General features: G+C 43.2%; 24 protein-coding genes. 9 read left to right on the forward strand and 15 right to left on the reverse strand.

Annotation, left to right across the window (positions count from 1 at the left end; translation table 11 throughout):
• Positions 1 to 2: 2 nt before the first annotated feature.
• The 4 genes from AC4IFO_RS15735 to AC4IFO_RS15750 all read left to right on the forward strand — a co-directional run bounded on the left by AC4IFO_RS15735 (position 3) and on the right by AC4IFO_RS15750 (position 3,019).
• On the forward strand, positions 3 to 1,148 hold the full coding sequence (locus tag AC4IFO_RS15735) for an ABC transporter permease (RefSeq protein ID WP_225820555.1): 1,146 nt from the start codon (positions 3 to 5) through the stop codon (positions 1,146 to 1,148).
• Positions 1,148 to 2,302 (forward strand): ABC transporter permease, encoded by a 1,155-nt coding sequence (locus tag AC4IFO_RS15740; RefSeq protein WP_490735773.1) that lies wholly within the window; start codon positions 1,148 to 1,150, stop codon positions 2,300 to 2,302. The genes AC4IFO_RS15735 and AC4IFO_RS15740 overlap by 1 nt, the downstream gene beginning before the upstream one ends.
• A 131-nt stretch (positions 2,303 to 2,433) precedes the next feature.
• Complete coding sequence (locus AC4IFO_RS15745) at positions 2,434 to 2,721, forward strand: type II toxin-antitoxin system RelB/DinJ family antitoxin (protein ID WP_353244057.1); 288 nt, start codon at positions 2,434 to 2,436, stop codon at positions 2,719 to 2,721.
• The gene (locus AC4IFO_RS15750) at positions 2,702 to 3,019 is read left to right on the forward strand and encodes a type II toxin-antitoxin system YafQ family toxin (RefSeq protein WP_353244056.1); all 318 of its coding nucleotides are present in this window, start codon (positions 2,702 to 2,704) and stop codon (positions 3,017 to 3,019) included. The genes AC4IFO_RS15745 and AC4IFO_RS15750 overlap by 20 nt, the downstream gene beginning before the upstream one ends.
• A gap of 41 nt (positions 3,020 to 3,060) precedes the next feature.
• On the opposite strand, the gene AC4IFO_RS15755 is transcribed toward AC4IFO_RS15750, so the two are convergent.
• Entirely contained in the window at positions 3,061 to 3,936 is an 876-nt protein-coding gene (locus AC4IFO_RS15755) for a U32 family peptidase (protein ID WP_490735738.1), read from the reverse strand.
• 18 nt (positions 3,937 to 3,954) lie between these two features.
• Complete coding sequence (gene ubiU, locus AC4IFO_RS15760; RefSeq protein ID WP_490735740.1) at positions 3,955 to 4,950, reverse strand: ubiquinone anaerobic biosynthesis protein UbiU; 996 nt, start codon at positions 4,948 to 4,950, stop codon at positions 3,955 to 3,957.
• 375 nt (positions 4,951 to 5,325) lie between these two features.
• Between ubiU and ubiT the strand changes: the two genes are divergently transcribed.
• Together ubiT and AC4IFO_RS15770 are read left to right on the forward strand one after the other, a co-directional pair.
• On the forward strand, positions 5,326 to 5,850 hold the full coding sequence (gene ubiT / locus AC4IFO_RS15765; protein ID WP_219249530.1) for a ubiquinone anaerobic biosynthesis accessory factor UbiT: 525 nt from the start codon (positions 5,326 to 5,328) through the stop codon (positions 5,848 to 5,850).
• A complete protein-coding gene (locus AC4IFO_RS15770) occupies positions 5,844 to 6,350 on the forward strand; it encodes a GNAT family N-acetyltransferase (protein ID WP_490735742.1) in 507 nt (168 codons plus the stop codon). The genes ubiT and AC4IFO_RS15770 overlap by 7 nt, the downstream gene beginning before the upstream one ends.
• On the opposite strand, the gene AC4IFO_RS15775 is transcribed toward AC4IFO_RS15770, so the two are convergent.
• On the reverse strand, positions 6,320 to 6,658 hold the full coding sequence (locus AC4IFO_RS15775; protein WP_490735744.1) for a GIY-YIG nuclease family protein: 339 nt from the start codon (positions 6,656 to 6,658) through the stop codon (positions 6,320 to 6,322). The genes AC4IFO_RS15770 and AC4IFO_RS15775 overlap by 31 nt on opposite strands.
• A gap of 281 nt (positions 6,659 to 6,939) precedes the next feature.
• On the opposite strand from AC4IFO_RS15775, the gene bhsA reads away from it, so the two are divergent.
• On the forward strand, positions 6,940 to 7,191 hold the full coding sequence (gene bhsA / locus AC4IFO_RS15780) for a multiple stress resistance protein BhsA (RefSeq protein WP_219244861.1): 252 nt from the start codon (positions 6,940 to 6,942) through the stop codon (positions 7,189 to 7,191).
• A 281-nt stretch (positions 7,192 to 7,472) separates the two neighbouring features.
• Positions 7,473 to 7,922: a YhbP family protein gene (locus AC4IFO_RS15785; protein ID WP_490735747.1), complete on the forward strand. Its 450-nt coding sequence runs from the start codon at positions 7,473 to 7,475 to the stop codon at positions 7,920 to 7,922.
• Here AC4IFO_RS15785 and nrdG read toward each other — a convergent pair.
• The 9 genes from nrdG to argF form a co-directional block, all read right to left on the reverse strand.
• Entirely contained in the window at positions 7,919 to 8,383 is a 465-nt protein-coding gene (nrdG, locus tag AC4IFO_RS15790; protein WP_490735749.1) for an anaerobic ribonucleoside-triphosphate reductase-activating protein, read from the reverse strand. The two genes, AC4IFO_RS15785 and nrdG, sit on opposite strands and share 4 nt — an antisense overlap.
• 4 nt (positions 8,384 to 8,387) lie before the next feature.
• On the reverse strand, positions 8,388 to 10,526 hold the full coding sequence (gene nrdD / locus AC4IFO_RS15795; RefSeq protein WP_490735751.1) for an anaerobic ribonucleoside-triphosphate reductase: 2,139 nt from the start codon (positions 10,524 to 10,526) through the stop codon (positions 8,388 to 8,390).
• 383 nt (positions 10,527 to 10,909) lie between these two features.
• On the reverse strand, positions 10,910 to 11,296 hold the full coding sequence (gene ridA / locus AC4IFO_RS15800) for a RidA family protein (RefSeq protein ID WP_206083262.1): 387 nt from the start codon (positions 11,294 to 11,296) through the stop codon (positions 10,910 to 10,912).
• Positions 11,297 to 11,430: 134 nt separating this feature from the next.
• Complete coding sequence (gene pyrI / locus AC4IFO_RS15805; RefSeq protein ID WP_206083263.1) at positions 11,431 to 11,895, reverse strand: aspartate carbamoyltransferase regulatory subunit; 465 nt, start codon at positions 11,893 to 11,895, stop codon at positions 11,431 to 11,433.
• 13 nt (positions 11,896 to 11,908) lie between these two features.
• Complete coding sequence (gene pyrB / locus AC4IFO_RS15810; RefSeq protein WP_206083264.1) at positions 11,909 to 12,844, reverse strand: aspartate carbamoyltransferase; 936 nt, start codon at positions 12,842 to 12,844, stop codon at positions 11,909 to 11,911.
• 34 nt (positions 12,845 to 12,878) lie between these two features.
• Positions 12,879 to 13,178, reverse strand: a complete 300-nt coding sequence (locus tag AC4IFO_RS15815) for a hypothetical protein (protein WP_490735753.1) — start codon at positions 13,176 to 13,178, stop codon at positions 12,879 to 12,881.
• Between the two features lie 12 nt (positions 13,179 to 13,190).
• Positions 13,191 to 13,619 carry a hypothetical protein gene (locus AC4IFO_RS15820; protein WP_490735755.1) on the reverse strand — a complete coding sequence of 143 codons (429 nt, stop codon included), beginning with the start codon at positions 13,617 to 13,619 and terminating at the stop codon, positions 13,191 to 13,193.
• A 185-nt stretch (positions 13,620 to 13,804) separates the two neighbouring features.
• Positions 13,805 to 14,308: a hypothetical protein gene (locus AC4IFO_RS15825; RefSeq protein ID WP_490735757.1), complete on the reverse strand. Its 504-nt coding sequence runs from the start codon at positions 14,306 to 14,308 to the stop codon at positions 13,805 to 13,807.
• 388 nt (positions 14,309 to 14,696) lie between these two features.
• Entirely contained in the window at positions 14,697 to 15,722 is a 1,026-nt protein-coding gene (argF, locus tag AC4IFO_RS15830) for an ornithine carbamoyltransferase (RefSeq protein WP_490735759.1), read from the reverse strand.
• 162 nt (positions 15,723 to 15,884) lie between these two features.
• Here argF and rraB point away from each other — a divergent pair, with 162 nt between their 5' ends.
• Positions 15,885 to 16,298 carry a ribonuclease E inhibitor RraB gene (gene rraB, locus AC4IFO_RS15835; RefSeq protein ID WP_353244034.1) on the forward strand — a complete coding sequence of 138 codons (414 nt, stop codon included), beginning with the start codon at positions 15,885 to 15,887 and terminating at the stop codon, positions 16,296 to 16,298.
• A 68-nt stretch (positions 16,299 to 16,366) separates the two neighbouring features.
• Here the strand turns inward: rraB and AC4IFO_RS15840 are convergent, their stop codons facing one another.
• From AC4IFO_RS15840 to AC4IFO_RS15850, 3 genes are all read right to left on the reverse strand, one after another.
• On the reverse strand, positions 16,367 to 16,861 hold the full coding sequence (locus AC4IFO_RS15840) for a GNAT family N-acetyltransferase (protein ID WP_490735762.1): 495 nt from the start codon (positions 16,859 to 16,861) through the stop codon (positions 16,367 to 16,369).
• Between the two features lie 170 nt (positions 16,862 to 17,031).
• Entirely contained in the window at positions 17,032 to 19,902 is a 2,871-nt protein-coding gene (locus AC4IFO_RS15845; protein ID WP_353244094.1) for a valine--tRNA ligase, read from the reverse strand.
• Positions 19,903 to 19,937: 35 nt separating this feature from the next.
• The gene (locus tag AC4IFO_RS15850; protein ID WP_490735764.1) at positions 19,938 to 20,387 is read right to left on the reverse strand and encodes a DNA polymerase III subunit chi; all 450 of its coding nucleotides are present in this window, start codon (positions 20,385 to 20,387) and stop codon (positions 19,938 to 19,940) included.
• Positions 20,388 to 20,488: the final 101 nt, after the last annotated feature.

A 20,488-nucleotide genomic window follows, 5' to 3' on the forward strand; every position in this document is an offset into this window, starting at 1 on the left:
CCATGAAATTAAAGTTCGCTTGGCACGGATTTGAACATGCTTTTAGCCGCGAAACCCAAATGGCTATCCGTAGCCCTGTTTTTCACTGGTTGAGCTGGTTGTTCCCGCTGATGTTGTTTACGTTAGTTAGCGCTAACTTTTCTGAGGGAACCTTGATGGATCTGCCTGTTTCAGTGGTGGATGATAATCACAGCCCAGTGTCTCGACAAATTATTCGCGACCTGAATGCGGGCCCTCACGCTGATGTAAAAACAGTGGACGATAACCTCAGTACCTCACTTAAAAGGTTAGGAAGTTCAAAAGACTACGCACTATTGTATATTCCGCATAATTTTGAAGAAGATGTCCTGCGTGGACGTCAGCCTGAATTACGGATGTATTACAATGCGTTATTTTACGCGTCTGGTAGTTACGCCATTCAAGACTTTAGTGGGCTGGTGGCGGAGCTAAATGCGAAATACCGCCAAGAAATGGCAAAATCGATGGGAAAAGCCTTGCCACCGTTAGCGCAAGTGACACTTTCCTATGACAGCCTGTTCAACCCAAGCGGCAGTTATATTTATTATCAACAGTTTGCCGCCACAATTCATATGCTCCAGCTGTTTGTGGTCACGGCGACAATCTACACCATGTCACGTGGTACGACTTTACAGAGTGTCAAACCTTTTGCCACCGCTTTGTTAGGCAAAATGGCACCTTATACCTTATTTTTTAGTACGTTATTAGCCATTGAATTGGCTGCATTAGTCACGATTTTTGACGCCAAAGTGATAGGGAACCCGTTGTACATGATTGTGGTTGGTTTCTTTTATGTAATAGCGGCGCAAAGTGTTGGGCTATTGCTCTTTAGTTTTACCTCGAGCGCCATCATGGCGTACAGTTTAATTGGGATGCTAGTTAGTATCGCGTTAGCGTTCTCAGGGATGGCCGTGCCTGAATTAGCGATGATTTTGCCGGCACAGATTATTTCGAATATCGAGCCACTAACCCATACGCTTAATGCGATGTTCGATATCTTCTTACGGGAAATATCGTTTGGGCGGATAGTCGAGGTTTGTTTATTTTTACTGATTTACCCTGTTGTTACCGCTTTTTTAGTGCGTAAGCGCTTAGTGAAACGGTTGGAAACCCAAGGAGGCGCCGCATGATGGCTGTGTATTTTGCGACCTTCCGTAAAGTGTTACTTGGGATGTTAGAAAAACCCATGTGGTTGCTTCTGTTGGTATCGCTGTGTGTGATGAGTTTGGTGTATGCGAGGCCTGTGTTATGGGACTTGCCTGTCGCAGTGATTGATATGGATCACAGCACGGCGAGCCGCGAGCTGATCCGCGATTTAGACGCAACACCAAAAGTGCAGTTGCACGGTTATGACAATCTTGCACAAGCTCGCCAAGACATGATTGCACGAAAACTCTTTGCGATAATTATCATTCCAACGGATTTTCAACAGCATTTATTGAGCGGTAAAAACATTACCGTACCTGTGTACGGGGATGCGACAAACCGTTTGGCGAGTGGGCAAATTCAGCAAGAACTTTCTAAGGCATACCAAACATTGCTCAATGCGTATAACACGCAGTTATTAACTAAAGCGGGTTATAGCCAAGAGCAAGCGAAGGTGATTATCACCCCTGTGCGTAGTGAAACAGAGCCCTTATATAACCCTGGAGTTAGCTTTGCGGCGATTGTTTTCCCTGGCTTGTTGGTCATGTTATTACAGCACTCCCTGTTAATTGCCTGTGTACGGGTGAGTATCGCTGTTCGCTCTACGCCTAAAGGAAAACCGCCGTTAGCTGTTTATTTAGGCGCGTTATCGGCGTTGATCCCGATTTGGTTATTTTTATCGACGGTATTTTTTGCCCTTTGGCCATGGGTGTTGGGGTACCGACAAGAAGCGCCACTGTATGTGATTTGGCTGTTCACTTTCCCATTCCTGTTAGCCGTACTTGGCCTTGGCAAGTTGGTCACGGAATGCCTACGCAGTGTGGAAATGATTTATTTAACATTGGCGTTTATTACCACGCCAGTGTTTTATATGTCAGGCACCATTTGGCCGTTGCAAGCGATGCCAGATTGGGTACGAATGATTGCTTCTGCACTGCCATCCACGTGGGCAACGAATGCCATGGCGGGCCTTAACCAAATGGGCCTACCATTTAGCGATGTATTAATGGATATCGTGATGATGTTGACGCTAGGCGTGATTTACACCGTCATTGGGGTCTTTATTGGTATGTTGCGCGATGGAGAGCTGCGTCATTTAACCCATGCGTTTAACCGTTGGCGTCGGCACCACCGCTAGGTTTTTAAACTCCTTTCCTATTATATAATCGACGATAACTTAACCAAGTAATGACTAAGTTATCGTCTAATGCTATACTCATTAGGAATGTAGTCACAATGTAGCTACATTTTGATGTTAGGAGAGATAACATGTCTACTTTATTAAAAACGGCAGATGTTCGTAGCCGTATCGATGAACAATTAAAAACAGAAGCAACGAGTGTATTACAAGATTGTGGTTTAACTATCAGTGCTGCAATACGTTTATTTTTAGAGCAAGTGGTGCAGGAACAAAAAGTTCCTTTCGAAATTAAGCGTAAACAACCCTCGCGAAAAACAGGGCTAGCATTAGAAGAAGCTAACGTTATTGAACAGCAATATGCTTCTGTTGACGAAATGATGTCGGAGTTAAGTAAAGTTGACTCAAAAGTTAAATAATAAGAGAGCAAAGCAACCAAGGCGGGTTGCTTACACACCAACGTTTAAAAAGTCTTGGGAACGTTATAATAAAGCTGGCCGTAGGGATATGAATAGTGCGGTTATTATCATGGAGATTCTTTTTTCTCAGAAAGCGATTCCTAAAGAATACTTAGATCATGAACTTGAAGGCAGTGAATGGCAGGGGGCGAGAGAACTTCATATAGGTGGTGATTTTCTATTGATCTATCGACTATCAGATAAGGGTAATTTAATTACATTTGTTGATATTGGTTCTCACAGTGAGCTCTTTGGTTAAGGTAATGAATCTATGTTTGAATTCATTACCTTATTAATTTTTTAAGACACCATCGACAAGCCCGCTATCTGCCGCCAATAGCCGTTACAGCTTTGGTTTTCAATACGCAATGGCATCATGCCATCTTCATTGGCTTTAAACTGAGCAAGCACATCTAAGGACTCAACGCTTTCAGGGGAAATGCGCACAATATCCACTAAACCTTTCATCGATGCCAACTCATTCCCGAGGTTATAACAATCACCACTGAGCGTTTGGATACCATTTAAGGTAAACACTTGCTGTTGCTCTTGGGAAAGCACCTTACGTCCTTGAGGGTAATTAATGCAGCAGGTTTCGCAATCATCTTTTTGCTTGTTTTCTGAACGTGCTGTAAAGCAGCGTGCTGAATAGGCAAGGGGAAGATGGCCGTAACTCATAACTTCCACTTCGAATTTATGGCGAATACCCATTTCCTCACATTGATTGAGCAAGTTAACCAACCAGTCACGGGAAAGCTCAACAGGCATGCACCAGCGCGTCATGCCTTGGCGCAGTAGAATGTTTAATGCTTGGGCGTTGTAGCAGTTGAGGCCATGCCCAGCCACAAATGGTAGCTTTTTATCCACCAACATGTTGATGACGCCAAAATCGTGCGCTTCAAGTAAAAACTCGCCGTTATCCACCAATTTGGTGATTTCTTTTAGCTCTGAAGGCGCTTGCAGTAGCGCAAGGGAGCTCAAGACGATTTGCTTACCACTTTTGGCTAATTGCTGGGCAAGCTCTATCCAATCATTGGGCTTCATTTCACGGCGCTTGCTGCATACCGTTTCCCCAAGATAGATAATATCGGCTTCACTTTGCATCGCGAGTTGATAAAAATCGTTTAACGTCTGTTTTGGCCAGTAATAAAGCACTGATCCTAAAGAGTACTGCATGATAGTTTTACCTTTTAATTATTGCCATTTGCGATGATAAGCACCTAATGTGGTTTGGCTTCCTTCAGAAAGCTTTCCAAGTGCTTTCATCCATTTAGGATCGGTGACAAAGTTATCAGGGTTGGATTTATAACGGTCAATGGCTTGGCGCCAGATACGTGCGACTTCAGAAACATAAGCAGGGCTACGTTGGCGACCTTCAATTTTCACGGAGGCAATATTTGCTGCCATTAGCTCAGGTAATAATTCAATCGTATTGAGGCTGGTGGGCTCTTCAAGAACATGGTATTTCTGCTCGTCTACTAAATAGCGGCCTTTACACAATGTTGGGTAACCTGCGTTTTCATCGGCTTTATAGCGGTCGATAAGTACATCATTGAGACGTGATTCCATACCATTGGCAGTTTGTTGCCAACGCACAAAGCGGGCAGGAGAACAGGCGCCAACGGTATTTGGGGACTCTCCCGTCAGGTAAGAGGATAAATAACAGCGCCCTTCAGCCATAATACACAGGCTACCAAAAGCAAATACCTCGAGGGGGACAGGGCTATTTTTCGCCAATTGCTTAACTTGATGAATCGAAAGTACGCGAGGCAGTACGACACGGTGGACATCAAAGTTGCGCTGATAAAAGCGGATTGCCTCAGTATTGGTGGCAGAGGCTTGCACGGAAACATGTCTTTCAATATGCGGGTATTTAGTGGCAGCGTACTCTAACATCGCGATATCGGCGATAATAAGGGCATCGGCACCAAGGTCAGCGGCAAGATCTACCGAATCTTGCCATCGTTTGTAGCCATCCGGGTGAGCAAATGTATTGATGGCGATATGCAATTTACGATTGCGGCTGTGAATATAACGCTCTGCTTCATGCAGTTTTTTTTGTGTAAAATTCAAACCTGCAAAATGGCGTGCGTTAGTATCATTTTTTAGCCCGATATACACCGCATCAGCGCCATTATCCACAGCGGCTTTTAAAGCAGGTAAGTTTCCTGCTGGGCAGAGTAATTCCATTGACCTATCCCTGTATAAATTTTGACAGCCGCTATTTTAGTCAAGGGAACTGTTATAGATTTTGATTTAGAGCAGAGAAATTGTTAATGGATGTTTGTATTCGTTACGCAAATAGCAAAACAGGCAGATAAAAAATAAATATTGGCGAGATGGGTAAAAATTGATATAGGATCAGACCAGTAACCCGATTTTTTGGCAAGATACTTATCATAACCCAAATAACACATCAATAATATCAACCATTGTTATTATTGATTGTTATAATTTTTTTAAATTATGTGTATAGACAACATGTTACCCTAATTACTTCGAGCTGCTACTCTGATTAAGTAGTTACACGAAAACGGGCAGACAATGAATACGGGAGTCAATATTGTGTTAGGTAAAATTCGTTCTCAACTCATCACAAAAGGCCCTTCACTTTTGAAATTGCCTTTAAAAGTGACCCCATTTGCTGTGCAGCGTCAGGTGCTTGAACAACTGTTAAGTTGGCAGTTTCGTGAGTCAGTAAAAGAAGGGGAGCTTGATTTTCTCGAAGATAAATGGCTTAAAGTGGAAGTTCGTGATTTAGCACTGGTGTGGTTTATCAGCCTACAAAATGGTCAGTTAGCGGTTAAGCAACAGGCAGATGCCGATGTCAGTGTTAGCGGCAATGCCAATGATTTGGTGTTGATTGCAGCACGGAAAGAAGACCCTGATACATTATTTTTCCAACGCCGTTTGGTGATTGAAGGGGATACCGAGTTAGGGTTATATGTGAAAAACTTGATGGATGCGTTTGAGCTCGAAAATATGCCAGCCCCCTTGCGTTTCGCATTATTGCAATTAGCTGAAGTGATTAAAACGGTACAAGATAGCGAGGACGCAGAGCATAAAGCCCCTGCGTTGACCTCATGCTAATTCGGGTAGAGATCCCTGTTGATGCCATGGGCATTGATAGGCTACTGCGAGAAACCTTCCCAACGGAAGCTGAAGCTAACCTTGTTCAACACCTACGTGAAGACGGTTTACTGACATTGGGAGTTGTCGCCACCAATGATAATGGTGAAGTGATAGGTTATGTGGGTTTCACTCCTGTTGACCTAAATGGCGAAGACGTACAATGGGTGGGGTTAGCACCTTTAGCCGTTAATAAAGCCCACCAAGGGCAAGGCATTGCAGAGAAACTGGTTTATGAGGGGTTAGATAGCCTGAATGAATTTGGTTATGGCGCAGTGGTTGTGCTGGGGGATGAGCAATATTACTCGCGCTTTGGGTTTGTACCAGCGTCTAAACATAACATTCATTGCCAGTGGCCAGAACAACAAGCTCACTTTTTAATTTGTGGGTTAGAAAATGGTGGGATAGGCGAGCAACAAGGTGATGTGGTCTATTCTTCACATTTTGACAATTTAGCTTGAGTTAAATAAGCCGTCAAATCGCTAGGCTGGTCAATGACCAGCCTTTCTTTTGTCTTTTTACTCAGTTGCTTAACCTTATATTCCAGTTGGGATGCCGCTGAACGTGAACCAATCAAACATGAAAATGCTAATGTTAGTGGCATTTTCCCTTTCAATGCTTTTGCCCCTGTTCCCGCTTTGTGTTGCTCAAACCGGCGCTGTACATCCGTCGTGATCCCGCAATAAAGTGCGTTATTTTTCTCTCTCACTAGATAGAGATACCAGCTATTTTGCTTTAACTCGCTTTTTTCTGAGGTGATATTTGTCATTTTGTGCTGCTTTACCAGTTAAAAACAATGAGTTAAAGACGAATATATTCGTTAAGGAAGTTATTTATAACACATTAATATATAAATAAAAAATGCAATAAAGTTGTCACAAAGCTGTAACCTCAACATAGGTTATCATTCAATTTATTTGAATAACTATAGCAAAATATGCTAATTTTCATTCCAAGTTAAAGCGCATAATATGATCCATATCACAGGGGGACAGTAAAAACCCCGATTAAAAATCCAGTTTACAACAAGTTTACAAAAAGGAATATACGATGAAAAAATCAACATTATTTGCTGCTGCTTTAGCTTTAGGTGCTGTATCATTTGGTTCAATGGCTGCTGATGAAGTTCAACATTCTAGCCAACCAGCTGCGGGTTATGTCTCAGTGACTGGTGCAGTTAGCGTCAATGACCTGACCGCACAATTGGCCAAAAAAGCTGATGAAGCTGGCGCAACTTCTTTCCGCGTGATTTCTGCAAGTGGTGAGAATTCAATGAGTGGTACTGCGGCTATCTATAAATAAATTTACTCGTCATGCTTCGAGCCGTATCGTTGTTGGCCGCGTTCATTCGCACTAGTCACATACTTATGTATGCTCCTAGCGCCTCGTTCACTTGCCGCCTAGCTACAACTCGAATTATTTAGAGTAAATACTCGAATTTAGTTGGCATATAAGCCTAAAAATATTTAGCTTAATATTTCAGCTAGTTAGAGTATAGTAATAGCGAATTTTACGCCTACGTTCAGAACTGTTTTAACGAGCTCACGGAGTCATCTCCAAGAGCTTGTTCTGAACGGGTTTATATGGAAACCGCTATGACGCCTGAACAAACCTTAAAACACATCCAGCGCTATATTTCCCGCCAACACGTTTTTTCCCTATTCACTCACCACCTCAATGATATCTGGCCTGCCAGTTGTTATTATGCATTTGATGCGAAAAGTATGTCGTTGATCCTCATGACGGATCCCAACTCTACACATGGTCAGCTGATGGTGGCTAACGCCCAAGTGGCGGGCACAATCTCTACACAAACCAAAACGGTAAATGCGATACAAGGGGTTCAATTTATTGGTGAAATTGAAAAACTTGAGGGGGAGGCTGAGCAGCAAGCGCGAAATGCCTATTGCCGACGATTCCCCGTGGCCCTCTCGGCGAAGCTACCTGTGTGGCAGCTTCACTTAACGAAGGTTAAAATGGTGGACAATAAGTTGGGATTTGGCACCAAATTGCATTGGGCCCGAGAAGCTTAGCGCAAATGGTGGATCACCTGATTCGCACTGCCGCGCCAAATTAAGCGCGGGTCGTGTAAATCTTGCTCAAACTTACCGTCAATTAAGGTATTGACCAAGCTGACAACCTTTTGTTGTTCGAGCGTCAATTCAGCTAGCTTATAGCCAGTCCATACCCAGATGTCCTTATCCGGGCAGACCGCTTTCACTCGCTTCACTAACTTGAGCACCGCAGGCAAATTGGCTGGGTGCAGAGGGTCTCCGCCTGAGAGGGAGAGCCCTTGCCGACGGATACGGGTATCTTGCAAATCTTGAATAATTTGGTCTTCCATTTCTTGGGTGAATGGCACGCCGGAATCTACTCGCCATGTGCTTTGGTTGTAGCAACCACGACACTGATGGACACACCCCGCTACAAACAGTGTGCAACGGGTTCCTGGGCCATTAACCACATCAACAGGGTAATATTGGTGATAATTCATACTATTAACCTATTTGACCATTACCTAAGTGTTTGATGCGGCGCTTCACTTCTTCTTGTTTACCTGCGTTAAATGGGCGGGCATCTGGGCTGCCTAAATAGCCACATACGCGGCGGATCACCGAAACACGGTTAGTGTCATGGTTACCGCAAGCTGGGCAGGTAAACCCCTTGCTGGTACAGGAAAACTCGCCAGAAAAACCACATTCATAACATTCATCTATCGGTGTGTTGGTGCCATAATAAGGAACATGTTGATAGCTATAATCCCACACATCTTCCAGCGCCCTGACGTTATGTTGCAAGTTAGGGTACTCGCCGTAACAGATAAAACCGCCATTCGCGATTGCAGGATACGGCGCTTCAAAGTCAATTTTGTCGTATGGATTAACTTGTTTTTCAACATCTAAGTGGAAACTGTTGGTGTAGTAGCCTTTATCTGTGACGCCATTAATGACACCGAATTCTGCGGTGTCGATGCGACAAAAACGGTCGCATAAATTTTCACTTGGTGTGCTATATAAGCTGAAACCGTAGCCTGTTTGTGCTTTCCACTCGTCTGTTGCTTGGCGTAGGCGATCAACAATAGCTACGGCTTTTTCACGTAATTTTTCGCTGTCATACACGTGGGTTTCGGAGCCAAATAGCGCATTGATGGTTTCATGTAATCCAATGTAACCTAAGGAAATTGAGGCTCTGCCATTTTTGAATATCTCAGCAACATTATCGTCCGCTTTTAATCTTACGCCACACGCACCCTCCATATACAGGATAGGGGCAACGCGGGCTTTCACTGTTTCTAGGCGGGCAATTCGTGTCATTAAGGCTTTTTTCGCGATAGCGAGGCGCTCGTCTAATAACGCCCAGAATGCATCTTCATTGCCTTGCGCTTCAATGGCGATACGCGGCAAGTTCAGGCTGATAACACCTAAATTGTTGCGGCCATCATGAATTTGTTCGCCATTTTCTTCATAAATTCCTAAGAAGCTGCGGCAACCCATTGGCGTTTTAAACGAGCCAGTGACATCAACCACACGGTCATAATTAAGGATATCGGGGTACATGCGCTTGCTGGCACACTCTAAGGCTAATTGCTTGATATCGTAATTTGGATCGCTAAGTTTGTGGTTTAGCCCATCTTTGATAGCGAAAACCAGTTTAGGGAACACGGCGGTTTTGCGGTTTTTACCAAGGCCTGCAATGCGGTTTTTCAGGATTGATTGCTGAATTAAACGCGCTTCTTTTGATGTACCTAGCCCAAAACCAAATGTGACAAACGGTGTTTGGCCATTGGCGGTATGCAGTGTATTCACTTCATACTCTAAAGATTGGAACGCATCGTAACACTCTTTATCGGTACGGCTTTGCGCGTAACCTTCTGCATCAGCAATTCCCCATTCTTGGGCCACTTCTAAGTGTTTTTGGTAACTGATCGCCACATAAGGCGCTAAAATCTCATCAATGCGGTTGATGGTTGTGCCACCATAAATATGGCTAGCCACTTGAGCAATAATTTGCGCGGTTACCGCTGTTGCTGTTGAAATAGATTTAGGGGGCTCAATTTCCGCATTTCCCATCTTAAATCCATTAGTTAACATGCCCTTTAGGTCAATCAGCATGCAGTTAAACATCGGGAAGAATGGGGCATAGTCGAGATCGTGATAGTGAATTTCACCTCGTTCGTGAGCCAAAACGACATCACGAGGTAAAATATGCTGTTTGGCATAATGTTTTGCTACGATCCCAGCAAGTAAATCTCGCTGAGTTGGGATCACTTTACTGTCTTTATTGGCATTTTCATTTAACAAAGAGACATTACTTTGCTCAATTAATCCACGAATATCATGGGTAAGCTGGCTACGTTTTTCACGCTCGCTATCTCTATCATGGCGATATTCGATGTATGCACGGGCTAAATCTTTGTACGGCCCAGCCATCAGCTGGTTTTCGACAGCATCTTGGATTTCACCAATGTCCACTTGGTTACGGTTGCAAAGCTGCTCTGTGACAATAGAGGCAACTTGAAGACAATAATCGTCATCCTTAACATCCACCGCTGCGGCTGCGCGCTTTACGGCTTCTTGTATTCTTGGAAGGTCAAAATTGACCTGACAACCATCTCTTTTAATGACAACCGTTCCCACTGTCTCTCTCCTTTTTAAGTTATCCACAGTATTAACGGTGTTATCCGTTATCTTTCTGCTGAGCGTATAACTGTGGATAAAATGTGAATAAATACTATATATTGTGCCTATGTAGGTAATTAAAGCACAATATATAGGTTATTGCTTTTTTTTAGCTGACATTAGTTTGATCCAAAACAAAGAAAATAATTAAGTGTCTGAATATCAAAAGCAGGAGCTGAAAATAAATAATTTAGAGAGTAAGAAAAAAGTTTACCTTAAGTTTCGATTCGGTTAATGGAGAGGTAAGGTATTTGAGAGATGAAAAGTGGGAGAGGAATAACAGGCTTTGGGCAAAACAAACACCCCACTAATATCATGGGGTGCCTTCATTGAATTAAGCGTTACTTGCGTACGGCAATGGCTTCAATTTCAATTTTTACGTCTTTTGGCAGACGAGCAACTTCAACACAAGAACGTGCTGGGAATGGTGCGTTGTGCTGTTTGAAGAATTCTTCATAGGTTGCGTTGACTGTCGCAAAGTCATTTAAGTCTTTAACAAATACAGTGGTTTTAACGATATCTGCTGCGGTTAAGCCTGCTTTTTCTAAGATTGCTTTGACGTTAGCCAGTGATTGGCGCGTCTGTGCAGCGATATCTTCTGGCACTTCACCGGTTTTTGGATCAACAGGGATTTGGCCTGAAGTGATAACCATGCTACCCAAATCAACGCCTTGAACGTATGGGCCAATGGCAGCGGGTGCGTTTTCTGTATTGATTTCGTATGACATAATTACTCCGTTTCATCACGTAAGAGAAGTGACTCGCCTGATATACCTTAGGCAGAACCACATTTTTATGGCTAATAGGCGCTATTAAAACACGGATTGCGCCCTGACAACACCGAAGTCTACGCTGAAATAACCTATTGATTATTGATCACGGCGTCTCTATCGAACTCTTTTTCACAGAAACGGCAAGTCAGCGCGACTTCTTTGCCCACTTTCTTCACGCGGAAACTGCTTGAAACGGGTTCATTGTGGCTAATGCAGTTACTGTTTGGGCATACCAGTACGTTATCGATATGCTCTGGTAATGTTAATTCTAATTTTTCAACGACTTGGTAATCTTCAATGCGGTTTACGGTCGCTTCTGGTGCGTACATCGCTAATTGGTTAGCTTGCTCAGGGGTTAAAAAAGTATTTTCAATTTTGATAATGTCTTTTTTGCCCAGATTACTAGACGGTAAATTTAACCCGATAGTGATGCGCTCATCAGTTTTGGTTAATTTAAATAATTTCAGTAGTTTAAAGCCAATTTGAGCAGGAATGTGGTCGATAACCGTACCGTGGCTGATCGCTTCAACTTGTAGTTTATGGTCGTGTGTCATGATGGTGTCCTCCTCAGATAGCCAATTCTTTATTTAAAACCAGTGATAGCAACGCTTGGCGTGCATAGATGCCGTTACCTGCTTGCTGGAAGTAATACGCATAAGGGGTGCTATCGACATCGACTGTAATTTCATCGATACGTGGTAGTGGGTGCAAGACCTTTAGATTCGATTTTGCCGAGTGCAGGTCTTCAGCACGCAAGATGAATTGTGCTTTCACATTGGCATATTCAGATGGGTCGAGACGCTCTTTTTGGACGCGAGTCATATACAGGATATCCAGTTCTGGCATCACTTCATCAATGTTATTGTGCAGGCTGTAAGTGGCGCCTTTTTCTTCCAAAATATGCAAGATATGGTTTGGCATAGACAGAGCTTCAGGTGCGATAAAGTAGAAGTGATTGCCTTCAAACTTTGATAAAGCCTGCGTAAGCGAGTGTACGGTTCTGCCATATTTGAGGTCACCGACCATGGCGACTTGCAGGTTTTCTAAACGGCCTTGTGTTTCTTGGATGGTGAATAAATCCAGCAACGTTTGTGTTGGGTGTTGGTTAGAACCATCACCTGCATTGATGACAGGGATTTTACCCGCAAACTGGCTGGCTAAACGCGCCGCACCTTCTTGTGGGTGGCGCATCACAATGGCATCGACATATTGGCTGATAACAGAAATGGTATCTGCTAAGGTTTCGCCTTTTTTACCTAACGATGTGTTGGTGCTATCCGAGAACCCCACAACGGAAGCACCTAAGCGATGGATTGCAGTTTCGAATGATAAGCGCGTTCTGGTTGAGGCTTCAAAGAAACAACTCGCAACGACTTTATGTTTTAGAAATTCAGGTTGTGGCTGTTTTTTTAATGATGCAGCCACGTTGAGCACAAGCTCAAGGTCTGAGCGGTCTAAATCGTTAATCGAAATGATATCGCGAAGATATAAAGGATTCGGCATGGTTGTTCTCCTTTGTCAGCAAGACATGTTAGGTCTATAGGCCAAAAAAAAGCCCCTCAATGAGGGGCTTTCTTATTAATACGGAGGGGAAAAACAGGCTGTCCAGACCGCTCGAAGGCAGTGCGTTGGAGGTGTTCTGTGTAAAAAATACAGCAGCAGCGTTCATGGTTTCTCCCGACAAATTGTGGCGCATTATACGCATGTCTCTCGCTGACGCAAGCGTTTGCATAAAGAAAAATGAAATTTTTTTCGAGTGTGCTTTTCGATTGAAAATTGAACAAGTGGATAAAATATAAAAAATCAGTGGGATGGCAAGTTTTGCTGGTTGTTGCATGCGGAACATTTTTTATGGGTATTCAATCGCTAAATTACCCGCGATGTTAAACGAGTGTTCACCATAATCACCTGCGCTATTTGGTACGACTTTAATTAAAGTAGCGTCAATATAATAGACTTTTTGGTTTTGCGTCATGGTAATAGCAACGCCTTTATTGGGTAAGATTGCTTCTCCCTGCCAGCTCAGTTTGACTGCATGTGCTTTGCTGGTGGTTTGGAATAACTGGTTAGAGTAGGCGTTTGCAGGCGCAGCAAATGATAACTTAGCATCCACTGTCGTTTTGCAGTCAATGGAAAGTGGGATTTTGTGTGTTACGGTTTCTTGCCCCATCCTTTTAGAGGAAACATCCCCGTGTGTAAAGTTTGAATAAATAGCGTTATCGGTGAGTTGGCATAATAGTGGTGCGTTTGAAAACGAGCCATGAATACGAATAGGCATATTTTGTGTTGCTGCTTGAGAATAAGGGATAATACCAACTAATAATATAGATTGGACATATATTATAAATTTAATAGCGCGCATAAATGAAGAATCTCAAATAAAATATGATTTATTTTTTTGTCATTATACATTTTGAGCCGTGTGGTTTTATTACTCAGCTCAAAATGTAGATAGAGAAAATATTATTGGTAAGTAATTGCTAAGTTACCTGTAATATCAAAGGTGTGGTTACCGAAATCGTTAGGGCCGTTAGCCGTTAATCGAGCAATACTCGTATAGAAATAAATCGTGTTTCCACCTTTAGCAATTTTAATGCTATCTGATTGACCCGGTTTTACTTCAGTACTGTTGTATTTTAATTTCACACCAAATGCGTCACTAGAGGTTCTAAAGGCTTCGGGTAATTTAGGCGCATTAGTTGCAGCAAACGTTAATTTCGCATCAGCAGGGAATTCACAGGAGAAACTTAAATAGCCTGAGCTTTTAAATGCAGTCTCATCACCGATTTTTTCTAATGTATTGATTGCACCAAAGGTCGTTGTATTTTCTAATTTTGTATCATTACAAGGCTGAGTCACATTAGAAAATGTACCTTTGATGTTAATTGGCATATTTTGAACAGCGGATAGGGCCGGTAAAGAGACACAAACGAGTAATGCTAAACCACTTTTTTTTAGCAAATTCATGAAAAAATTCCTTTTAATTAATATTAAGAAATAACATTTTAGTCAATATATTGTTTTTATTGAATAGAGGTGATGCAAATAAAAATTTAATTTTGGTGTGATGATTAATATAAGGTTAAATTCTTTTTTTAAACCACTATGGATTAATTATTTTTAATTTTTAGCATAAATACTTAATATTGTTTTTCTAATTACACGTTTAATTACGTAAGTAATATTGATATCTTTTACAGTTAATTATTTTTTAAATAAGTTAAATTTGTTAAGTTATTTAAACTGTAAATAATATTAAAATAAAAACCTTATATGGATTTTGGGAGGGGATATTTTGATTCAATACGGAGTTGTTACTCCCTCAACACAATAGCTAGCGTTGAGGGAGTTAAGCTTAGAAAATATTGACAGGTAACTCAGGTGCTAATGTGGCTACCATGACAGCTTTAATGGTGTGTAAACGGTTTTCTGCTTGGTCGAAAACAATGCTATAAGGGGATTCAAACACTTCCTCGGTGACTTCTAACCCACCGTACATATTGAATTCCTTCGCCAATTGCGCGCCGAGCGTGGTGTCTTCATTGTGAAATGCTGGTAAGCAATGCAGGAACTTCACATTAGGGTTACCTGTTAACTTAATCACATCCATATTGACTTGATACGGCTTTAACAGGTTAATTCTTTGCGCCCAAACCTCTTTAGCTTCACCCATCGACACCCACACATCCGTATAAATAAAGTCAGCGCCTTTGACCCCTTCTGCAACGTCTTCGGTAAGCGTGATTTTTGCCCCTGTCGTTTTGGCAATTTCTTGGCAGGTATCAACCAGTTCCTGTTCAGGCCAACAGCTTTTAGGTGCGACTAAACGCAGGTCTAGTCCTGTCAGTGCAGCAGCTTCTAACATGGAATTGCCCATGTTATTGCGCGCATCGCCTAAGTATGCAAATTTAATTTCAGAAAATGGGGTGTTTGGTCGGTGCTCTTGAACGGTCAGCAGGTCGGCTAATAACTGTGTGGGATGGAATTCATTAGTTAGTCCATTCCATACAGGCACTCCCGAGTGTGCGGCTAGTACGTCAACGGTGCTTTGCGCGAAACCCCGATATTGGATACCGTCATACATTCTGCCGAGGACCCTTGCCGTATCTTTCATGGTTTCTTTGTGACCAATTTGGCTGCCAGAAGGCCCTAAATAGGTGACTCTTGCACCTTGGTCGAAGGCACCAACTTCGAAAGCGCAACGGGTCCGAGTGGAGTCTTTTTCAAAGATCAGGGCAAAATTTTTCCCTGCGAGAAGGGGGGGCTCTGTGCCTGCTTTTTTTTCTGATTTTAACCAGGCAGAGAGCTTTAACAATGAATGAATTTCGCTAGAGGTGAAATCCAATAACCTTAGAAAATGCTTACTATAGAGGGGGTTCATAAAATGCAGCCTTTTTTGATTGAATTAATATTCAATTTATATTCATAAAAATTCAAAATCAACCCCCAATGAAAAAGAATTATTCTGAAAGGTATGGTTTCACTGTTAACCCTATGGGAGAATGGCGCAGAGAATAGCGATAATGGAATAAGGGGTGTGGATATGGTTGATAAAGCGGAACTCGACGCGCAGTACGAAGAAACTCGTCTAATTATCGAAGAATTACTGGAAGATGGCAGCGATCCTGATGCACTGTATGCCATTGAGCATCACTTTTCTGCGGATAACTTTGCGTTATTAGAAAAAGCCGCAGTTGAAGCGTTCAAATTGGGTTATGAAGTGACGGATGCGGAAGAGCTCGAAATCGAAACGGGTGAAACGCTAATGTGCTGTGATGTGATCAGCGAAAGCGCATTAAATGCAGAGTTAATTGATGCACAAGTTGACCAATTAATGAAACTGGCTGAGAAAATGGGCGTCAATTACGATGGTTGGGGCACGTATTTCGAAGATCCAGATGCAGAATATGATGATGAAGACGGTGACGATATCGAACCAGAAGATCGCGTTCATTAATTGTTAGTCGTATCATTCAAATACTTAAAAGGATAGTTAAATACTATCCTTTTTTGTTAATGACAGAACTACAGTGCTTTCAACATGCGAATTTCGCAGTCACTATGGCCCGTACTGCCAAGGGCTTCATCAATAAATTCAAAGCCTAATTTTTCATACAGCTTAATGGCTGCTTGTAGCTCTTTTGTGGTTTCTAAATAGCAACGAGTATAGCCTTGTGCTTTTGCAAACTCTAACGACATCAGGACGATTTGCTTCGCTAAGCCTTTGCCACGTAAGACAGAAGACAAGTACATTTTTTGTAGCTCAGCCGTTTCGTTATCACCACCTGCCAGTTGTGACACGCCACCACCCCCGACAATTTCCCCGTCCATTTCTACCACCCAATATGCGCTGCGTGGCTGGCTATAAACTTCAAATAAGGTGTCTAAAATAGGGTCAGCTACTGCGAAGCCTTTGTCTGCTGTTAAGCCATGTTCTGCGGAAACTTCGCGGATCACTGCTGCGATCCCTGCATTGTCTTGTTGTTCGATAAGACGAACGTTGTAGTTTTGTGTTGTCATGTGAAACTCTTAATTATTATTGTGTACAACTCAGTGTAGAGAGAACCTGAAGGGCACTTCAATCTGAGAACTGCGAACGCAGTTATTTGATAATACGCGAATTAACAGGCAAGAAAAAGCCCTTATCCGTGAACGAATAAGGGCTGCCAAATTGATTGATTAATCAATTATTATAAAGAGGCGATAGTCACTTTCTGTGCTTCAATTTTCGCTTTCGCTTCAATATTTGCAGTAAGACGCTCACGCTCTTTTTCGACAACCGCAGCAGGGGCACGGCTGACAAAACCGTCATTAGCCAGCTTGCTTTCGATGGTGTCGATTTCTTTCGTCACTTTTTCCAGTTCTTTATCTAAACGCGCTAATTCTGCGTCTTTATCGACTAAGCCTGCCATTGGGATCAGCAGCTCAGCACCGTTAACCAGTTTGGTCACAGACACTGGCGCTTCTTCACCATCCGCTAAAACACGGATTGTCGCAAGGCGAGCCATGGATTTGATAAAGTTTTGGTTCTCTTCAACGCGACGCTGTGCATCTGCTGACGCGCCACGCAGCATCACATCCAGCGGTTTACCTGGAGAGATATTCATTTCAGCACGAATATTACGCACTGCAATGATCGCCTCTTTGATCCACTCAAGGTCATTGAGTGCCAGCTCATCCACTTTCGCTGCATCAAACTCCGGGAACGCTTGTAGCATAATGGTATCGGCTTCGATGCCTTTAACCACTTTGACGCGCTGCCAGATAGTCTCTGTAATAAACGGAATGATAGGGTGCGCAAGGCGCAGTAAGCCTTCAAGCACTTCAATTAGTGTGAAACGTGCCGCACGAACTTGAGCTTCATTCCCTTTATGAACCGCTGGTTTAGACAGCTCTAAGTACCAGTCACAGAATTCATTCCATGTGAAATCGTAAAGAATATTTGCTGCGATATCATAACGATAGGTATCTAGCGCTTCACGGTAGGCTTTAACTGTTTGGTTAAACTCAGCCATGATCCAACGATCGGCTAATGAGAAACTCATTTCGCCCCCGTTTTGGCCGCAATCTTGGTTTTCTGTATTCATCAGCACGAAACGGCTTGCGTTCCAGAGCTTATTACAGAAGTTGCGGTAGCCAGATAAACGCTTCATATCCCAGTTGATGTCACGGCCCGTTGAAGCCAGTGCTGCTAAGGTGAAACGCAGGGCGTCAGTACCGTGTGCTTCAATACCTTCTGGATACTCTTTTTGAGTGCGTTTAGCAATTTTTTCAGCCAGTTGTGGCTGCATCATATTGCCTGTGCGTTTTTCCAGCAGGTCTTCCAACGAAATCCCGTCAATCATATCCAGTGGGTCGATAACGTTCCCTTTGGATTTAGACATTTTTTGGCCTTCTTCATCACGAATAAGACCTGTCATGTAGACAGTTTTAAATGGCACTTGTGGCTCGCCGTTTTCATCTTTGATGAAATGCATGGTCATCATGATCATACGGGCAATCCAGAAGAAAATAATATCGAAGCCACTGACTAATACATCCGTTGGATGGAAAGTTTTCAGTGCATCGGTATTTTCTGGCCAACCAAGGGTTGAGAATGTCCAAAGACCGGATGAGAACCAAGTGTCCAGTACGTCGTCATCTTGGCGCAGTGCAACATCCGCGGCTAAATTGTTTTCACGGCGAACTTCGTCTTCATCACGACCGACGTAGACATTGCCTTTTTCGTCATACCACGCAGGAATGCGGTGACCCCACCACAATTGGCGAGAAATACACCAGTCTTGAATGTCGCGCATCCAAGAGAAATACATATTTTCATATTGGCGTGGAACAAACTGGATACGGCCGTCTTCTACCGCTTTGATAGCGTCTTTCGCTAAAGGCGCAGTACGCACGTACCATTGGTCAGTCAGCATTGGTTCGATAACTACGCCACCACGGTCACCGTAAGGTACGGTTAAATCGTGAGGTTTAACTTCAACTAATAAACCCAGTGAATCGAATTCAGCGACAATGGCTTTACGCGCAGCAAAGCGCTCCATTCCACGGTAGTTTTCAGGAATTTCACAGCTATACGCAGTAGATGGGTGGCCGTTAGTATCGAAAACTTCGGCTTCATTACGGACGTTACCGTCTAAGTCCATCATGTTAATCATGGTTAACTGATGGCGTTTACCCACTTCGTAGTCGTTAAAGTCATGAGCAGGCGTGATTTTTACACAACCTGTGCCTTTTTCCATATCCGCGTGTTCGTCACCGACGATAGGAATACGGCGATTGATTATTGGCAGAATGATTTCTTTGCCAATCAAATCTTTATAGCGTGGATCTTCTGGGTTAACCGCAACACCGGTGTCCCCTAACATGGTTTCAGGGCGGGTGGTTGCAACCACTAAATAATCTTTGCCTTCAGCCGTTTTTGCGCCGTCAGCCAGAGGGTAGCGCAGGTGCCACATGGAACCTTTGATTTCGCGGTTTTCAACTTCAAGGTCAGAAATTGCGGTATGCAGTTTTGGATCCCAGTTAACGAGGCGTTTGCCACGGTAAATTAGGTTTTCTTTGTACATGCGTACGAAAGCTTCTTTAACCGCTTTGGACAAGCCTTCGTCCATCGTGAAACGTTCACGATCCCAATCAACAGAGTCACCTAAACGGCGCATTTGTTGGGAAATAGTGCCGCCTGATTCTGCTTTCCACTGCCAAATTTTATCGATGAACGGCTCACGACCGTAATCGTAACGAGTTTTGCCTTCTTCCGCAGCGATTTTACGCTCAACGACCATTTGAGTTGCGATACCCGCATGGTCAGTACCCGTTTGCCATAAGGTGTTTTTACCTTGCATACGTTGGTAACGGATCATGGTGTCCATGATAGTTTGCTGGAAAGCGTGCCCCATGTGTAGGCTACCAGTGACGTTCGGTGGTGGAATGACGACACAGAAACTGTCTTGGGTGGTATCCCCATTAGGTTTAAAATAACCGCTTTTCTCCCAATGAGCATACAGGTTCTGCTCAATCTCTGCGGGGTTATAGGTTTTGTCGAGCGAAGGCTCGTTCATTGGGCTATCAGGTTTCTTTTCCATCGTCTTTATATTCAGTAAGTTGGCGGCGTCGCCATAGTCAAATTGAAGCCGACGCTACGGTATGTTTTATACCGTTCACGCGCCAACTGTTTTAAAGTTTCATCAATAGGTACAAAGTCTATCACTTCATGGAAAGCAGTTGCAAAATCTGCGAACTGCGATTGTAAATTAATCAAAATATCACGCGGCGTATTGCCTCGTTTTGCAGGCCAACAAATTTCAATAGGCGCACCATAACGAGGGCCTTCACCCGCCAAATTATGAGGCACAAATTGATGAGGGTCACGTTGCCACAAGGCTTCATCCATTTTCTCGGCTTGCTGCTGTGTTTCACAAGCAATCAAAACCCGCTTCCCATGACGCCACATTTGCGCCGCAAGCTCACACGCTAACCATTCGTGGGCTTCAAGTTCAGATGATGGTGAAGGGTGTGCAAGTTGATAGAATGTACCTTTTTTCATAATACCCATTATACCCGTCATACTTAAATTTGTAGGGGTGTTGGCTTCGCGCTTTCACCTTAGTCACATACTTTTGTATGCTCCTAAGGCCTCAAGCACTT

This window comes from Providencia sp. UF-224 (assembly GCF_058245955.1).

Excerpts from the sequence above, each read along its gene's own strand:
- AC4IFO_RS15735 (WP_225820555.1), top strand. The coding sequence starts at position 3 with ATGAAATTAAAGTTCGCTTGGCACGGATTTGAACATGCTTTTAGCCGC.
- AC4IFO_RS15740 (WP_490735773.1), top strand. The coding sequence starts at position 1,148 with ATGGCTGTGTATTTTGCGACCTTCCGTAAAGTGTTACTTGGGATGTTA.
- AC4IFO_RS15745 (WP_353244057.1), top strand. The coding sequence starts at position 2,434 with ATGTCTACTTTATTAAAAACGGCAGATGTTCGTAGCCGTATCGATGAA.
- AC4IFO_RS15755 (WP_490735738.1), bottom strand. The coding sequence starts at position 3,936 with ATGCAGTACTCTTTAGGATCAGTGCTTTATTACTGGCCAAAACAGACG.
- ubiU (WP_490735740.1), bottom strand. The coding sequence starts at position 4,950 with ATGGAATTACTCTGCCCAGCAGGAAACTTACCTGCTTTAAAAGCCGCT.
- AC4IFO_RS15770 (WP_490735742.1), top strand. The coding sequence starts at position 5,844 with ATGCTAATTCGGGTAGAGATCCCTGTTGATGCCATGGGCATTGATAGG.
- AC4IFO_RS15775 (WP_490735744.1), bottom strand. The coding sequence starts at position 6,658 with ATGACAAATATCACCTCAGAAAAAAGCGAGTTAAAGCAAAATAGCTGG.
- bhsA (WP_219244861.1), top strand. The coding sequence starts at position 6,940 with ATGAAAAAATCAACATTATTTGCTGCTGCTTTAGCTTTAGGTGCTGTA.
- AC4IFO_RS15785 (WP_490735747.1), top strand. The coding sequence starts at position 7,473 with ATGGAAACCGCTATGACGCCTGAACAAACCTTAAAACACATCCAGCGC.
- nrdG (WP_490735749.1), bottom strand. The coding sequence starts at position 8,383 with ATGAATTATCACCAATATTACCCTGTTGATGTGGTTAATGGCCCAGGA.
- ridA (WP_206083262.1), bottom strand. The coding sequence starts at position 11,296 with ATGTCATACGAAATCAATACAGAAAACGCACCCGCTGCCATTGGCCCA.
- pyrI (WP_206083263.1), bottom strand. The coding sequence starts at position 11,895 with ATGACACACGACCATAAACTACAAGTTGAAGCGATCAGCCACGGTACG.
- pyrB (WP_206083264.1), bottom strand. The coding sequence starts at position 12,844 with ATGCCGAATCCTTTATATCTTCGCGATATCATTTCGATTAACGATTTA.
- AC4IFO_RS15815 (WP_490735753.1), bottom strand. The coding sequence starts at position 13,178 with ATGCAACAACCAGCAAAACTTGCCATCCCACTGATTTTTTATATTTTA.
- AC4IFO_RS15820 (WP_490735755.1), bottom strand. The coding sequence starts at position 13,619 with ATGCCTATTCGTATTCATGGCTCGTTTTCAAACGCACCACTATTATGC.
- AC4IFO_RS15825 (WP_490735757.1), bottom strand. The coding sequence starts at position 14,308 with ATGAATTTGCTAAAAAAAAGTGGTTTAGCATTACTCGTTTGTGTCTCT.
- argF (WP_490735759.1), bottom strand. The coding sequence starts at position 15,722 with ATGAACCCCCTCTATAGTAAGCATTTTCTAAGGTTATTGGATTTCACC.
- rraB (WP_353244034.1), top strand. The coding sequence starts at position 15,885 with ATGGTTGATAAAGCGGAACTCGACGCGCAGTACGAAGAAACTCGTCTA.
- AC4IFO_RS15840 (WP_490735762.1), bottom strand. The coding sequence starts at position 16,861 with ATGACAACACAAAACTACAACGTTCGTCTTATCGAACAACAAGACAAT.
- AC4IFO_RS15845 (WP_353244094.1), bottom strand. The coding sequence starts at position 19,902 with ATGAACGAGCCTTCGCTCGACAAAACCTATAACCCCGCAGAGATTGAG.
- AC4IFO_RS15850 (WP_490735764.1), bottom strand. The coding sequence starts at position 20,387 with ATGAAAAAAGGTACATTCTATCAACTTGCACACCCTTCACCATCATCT.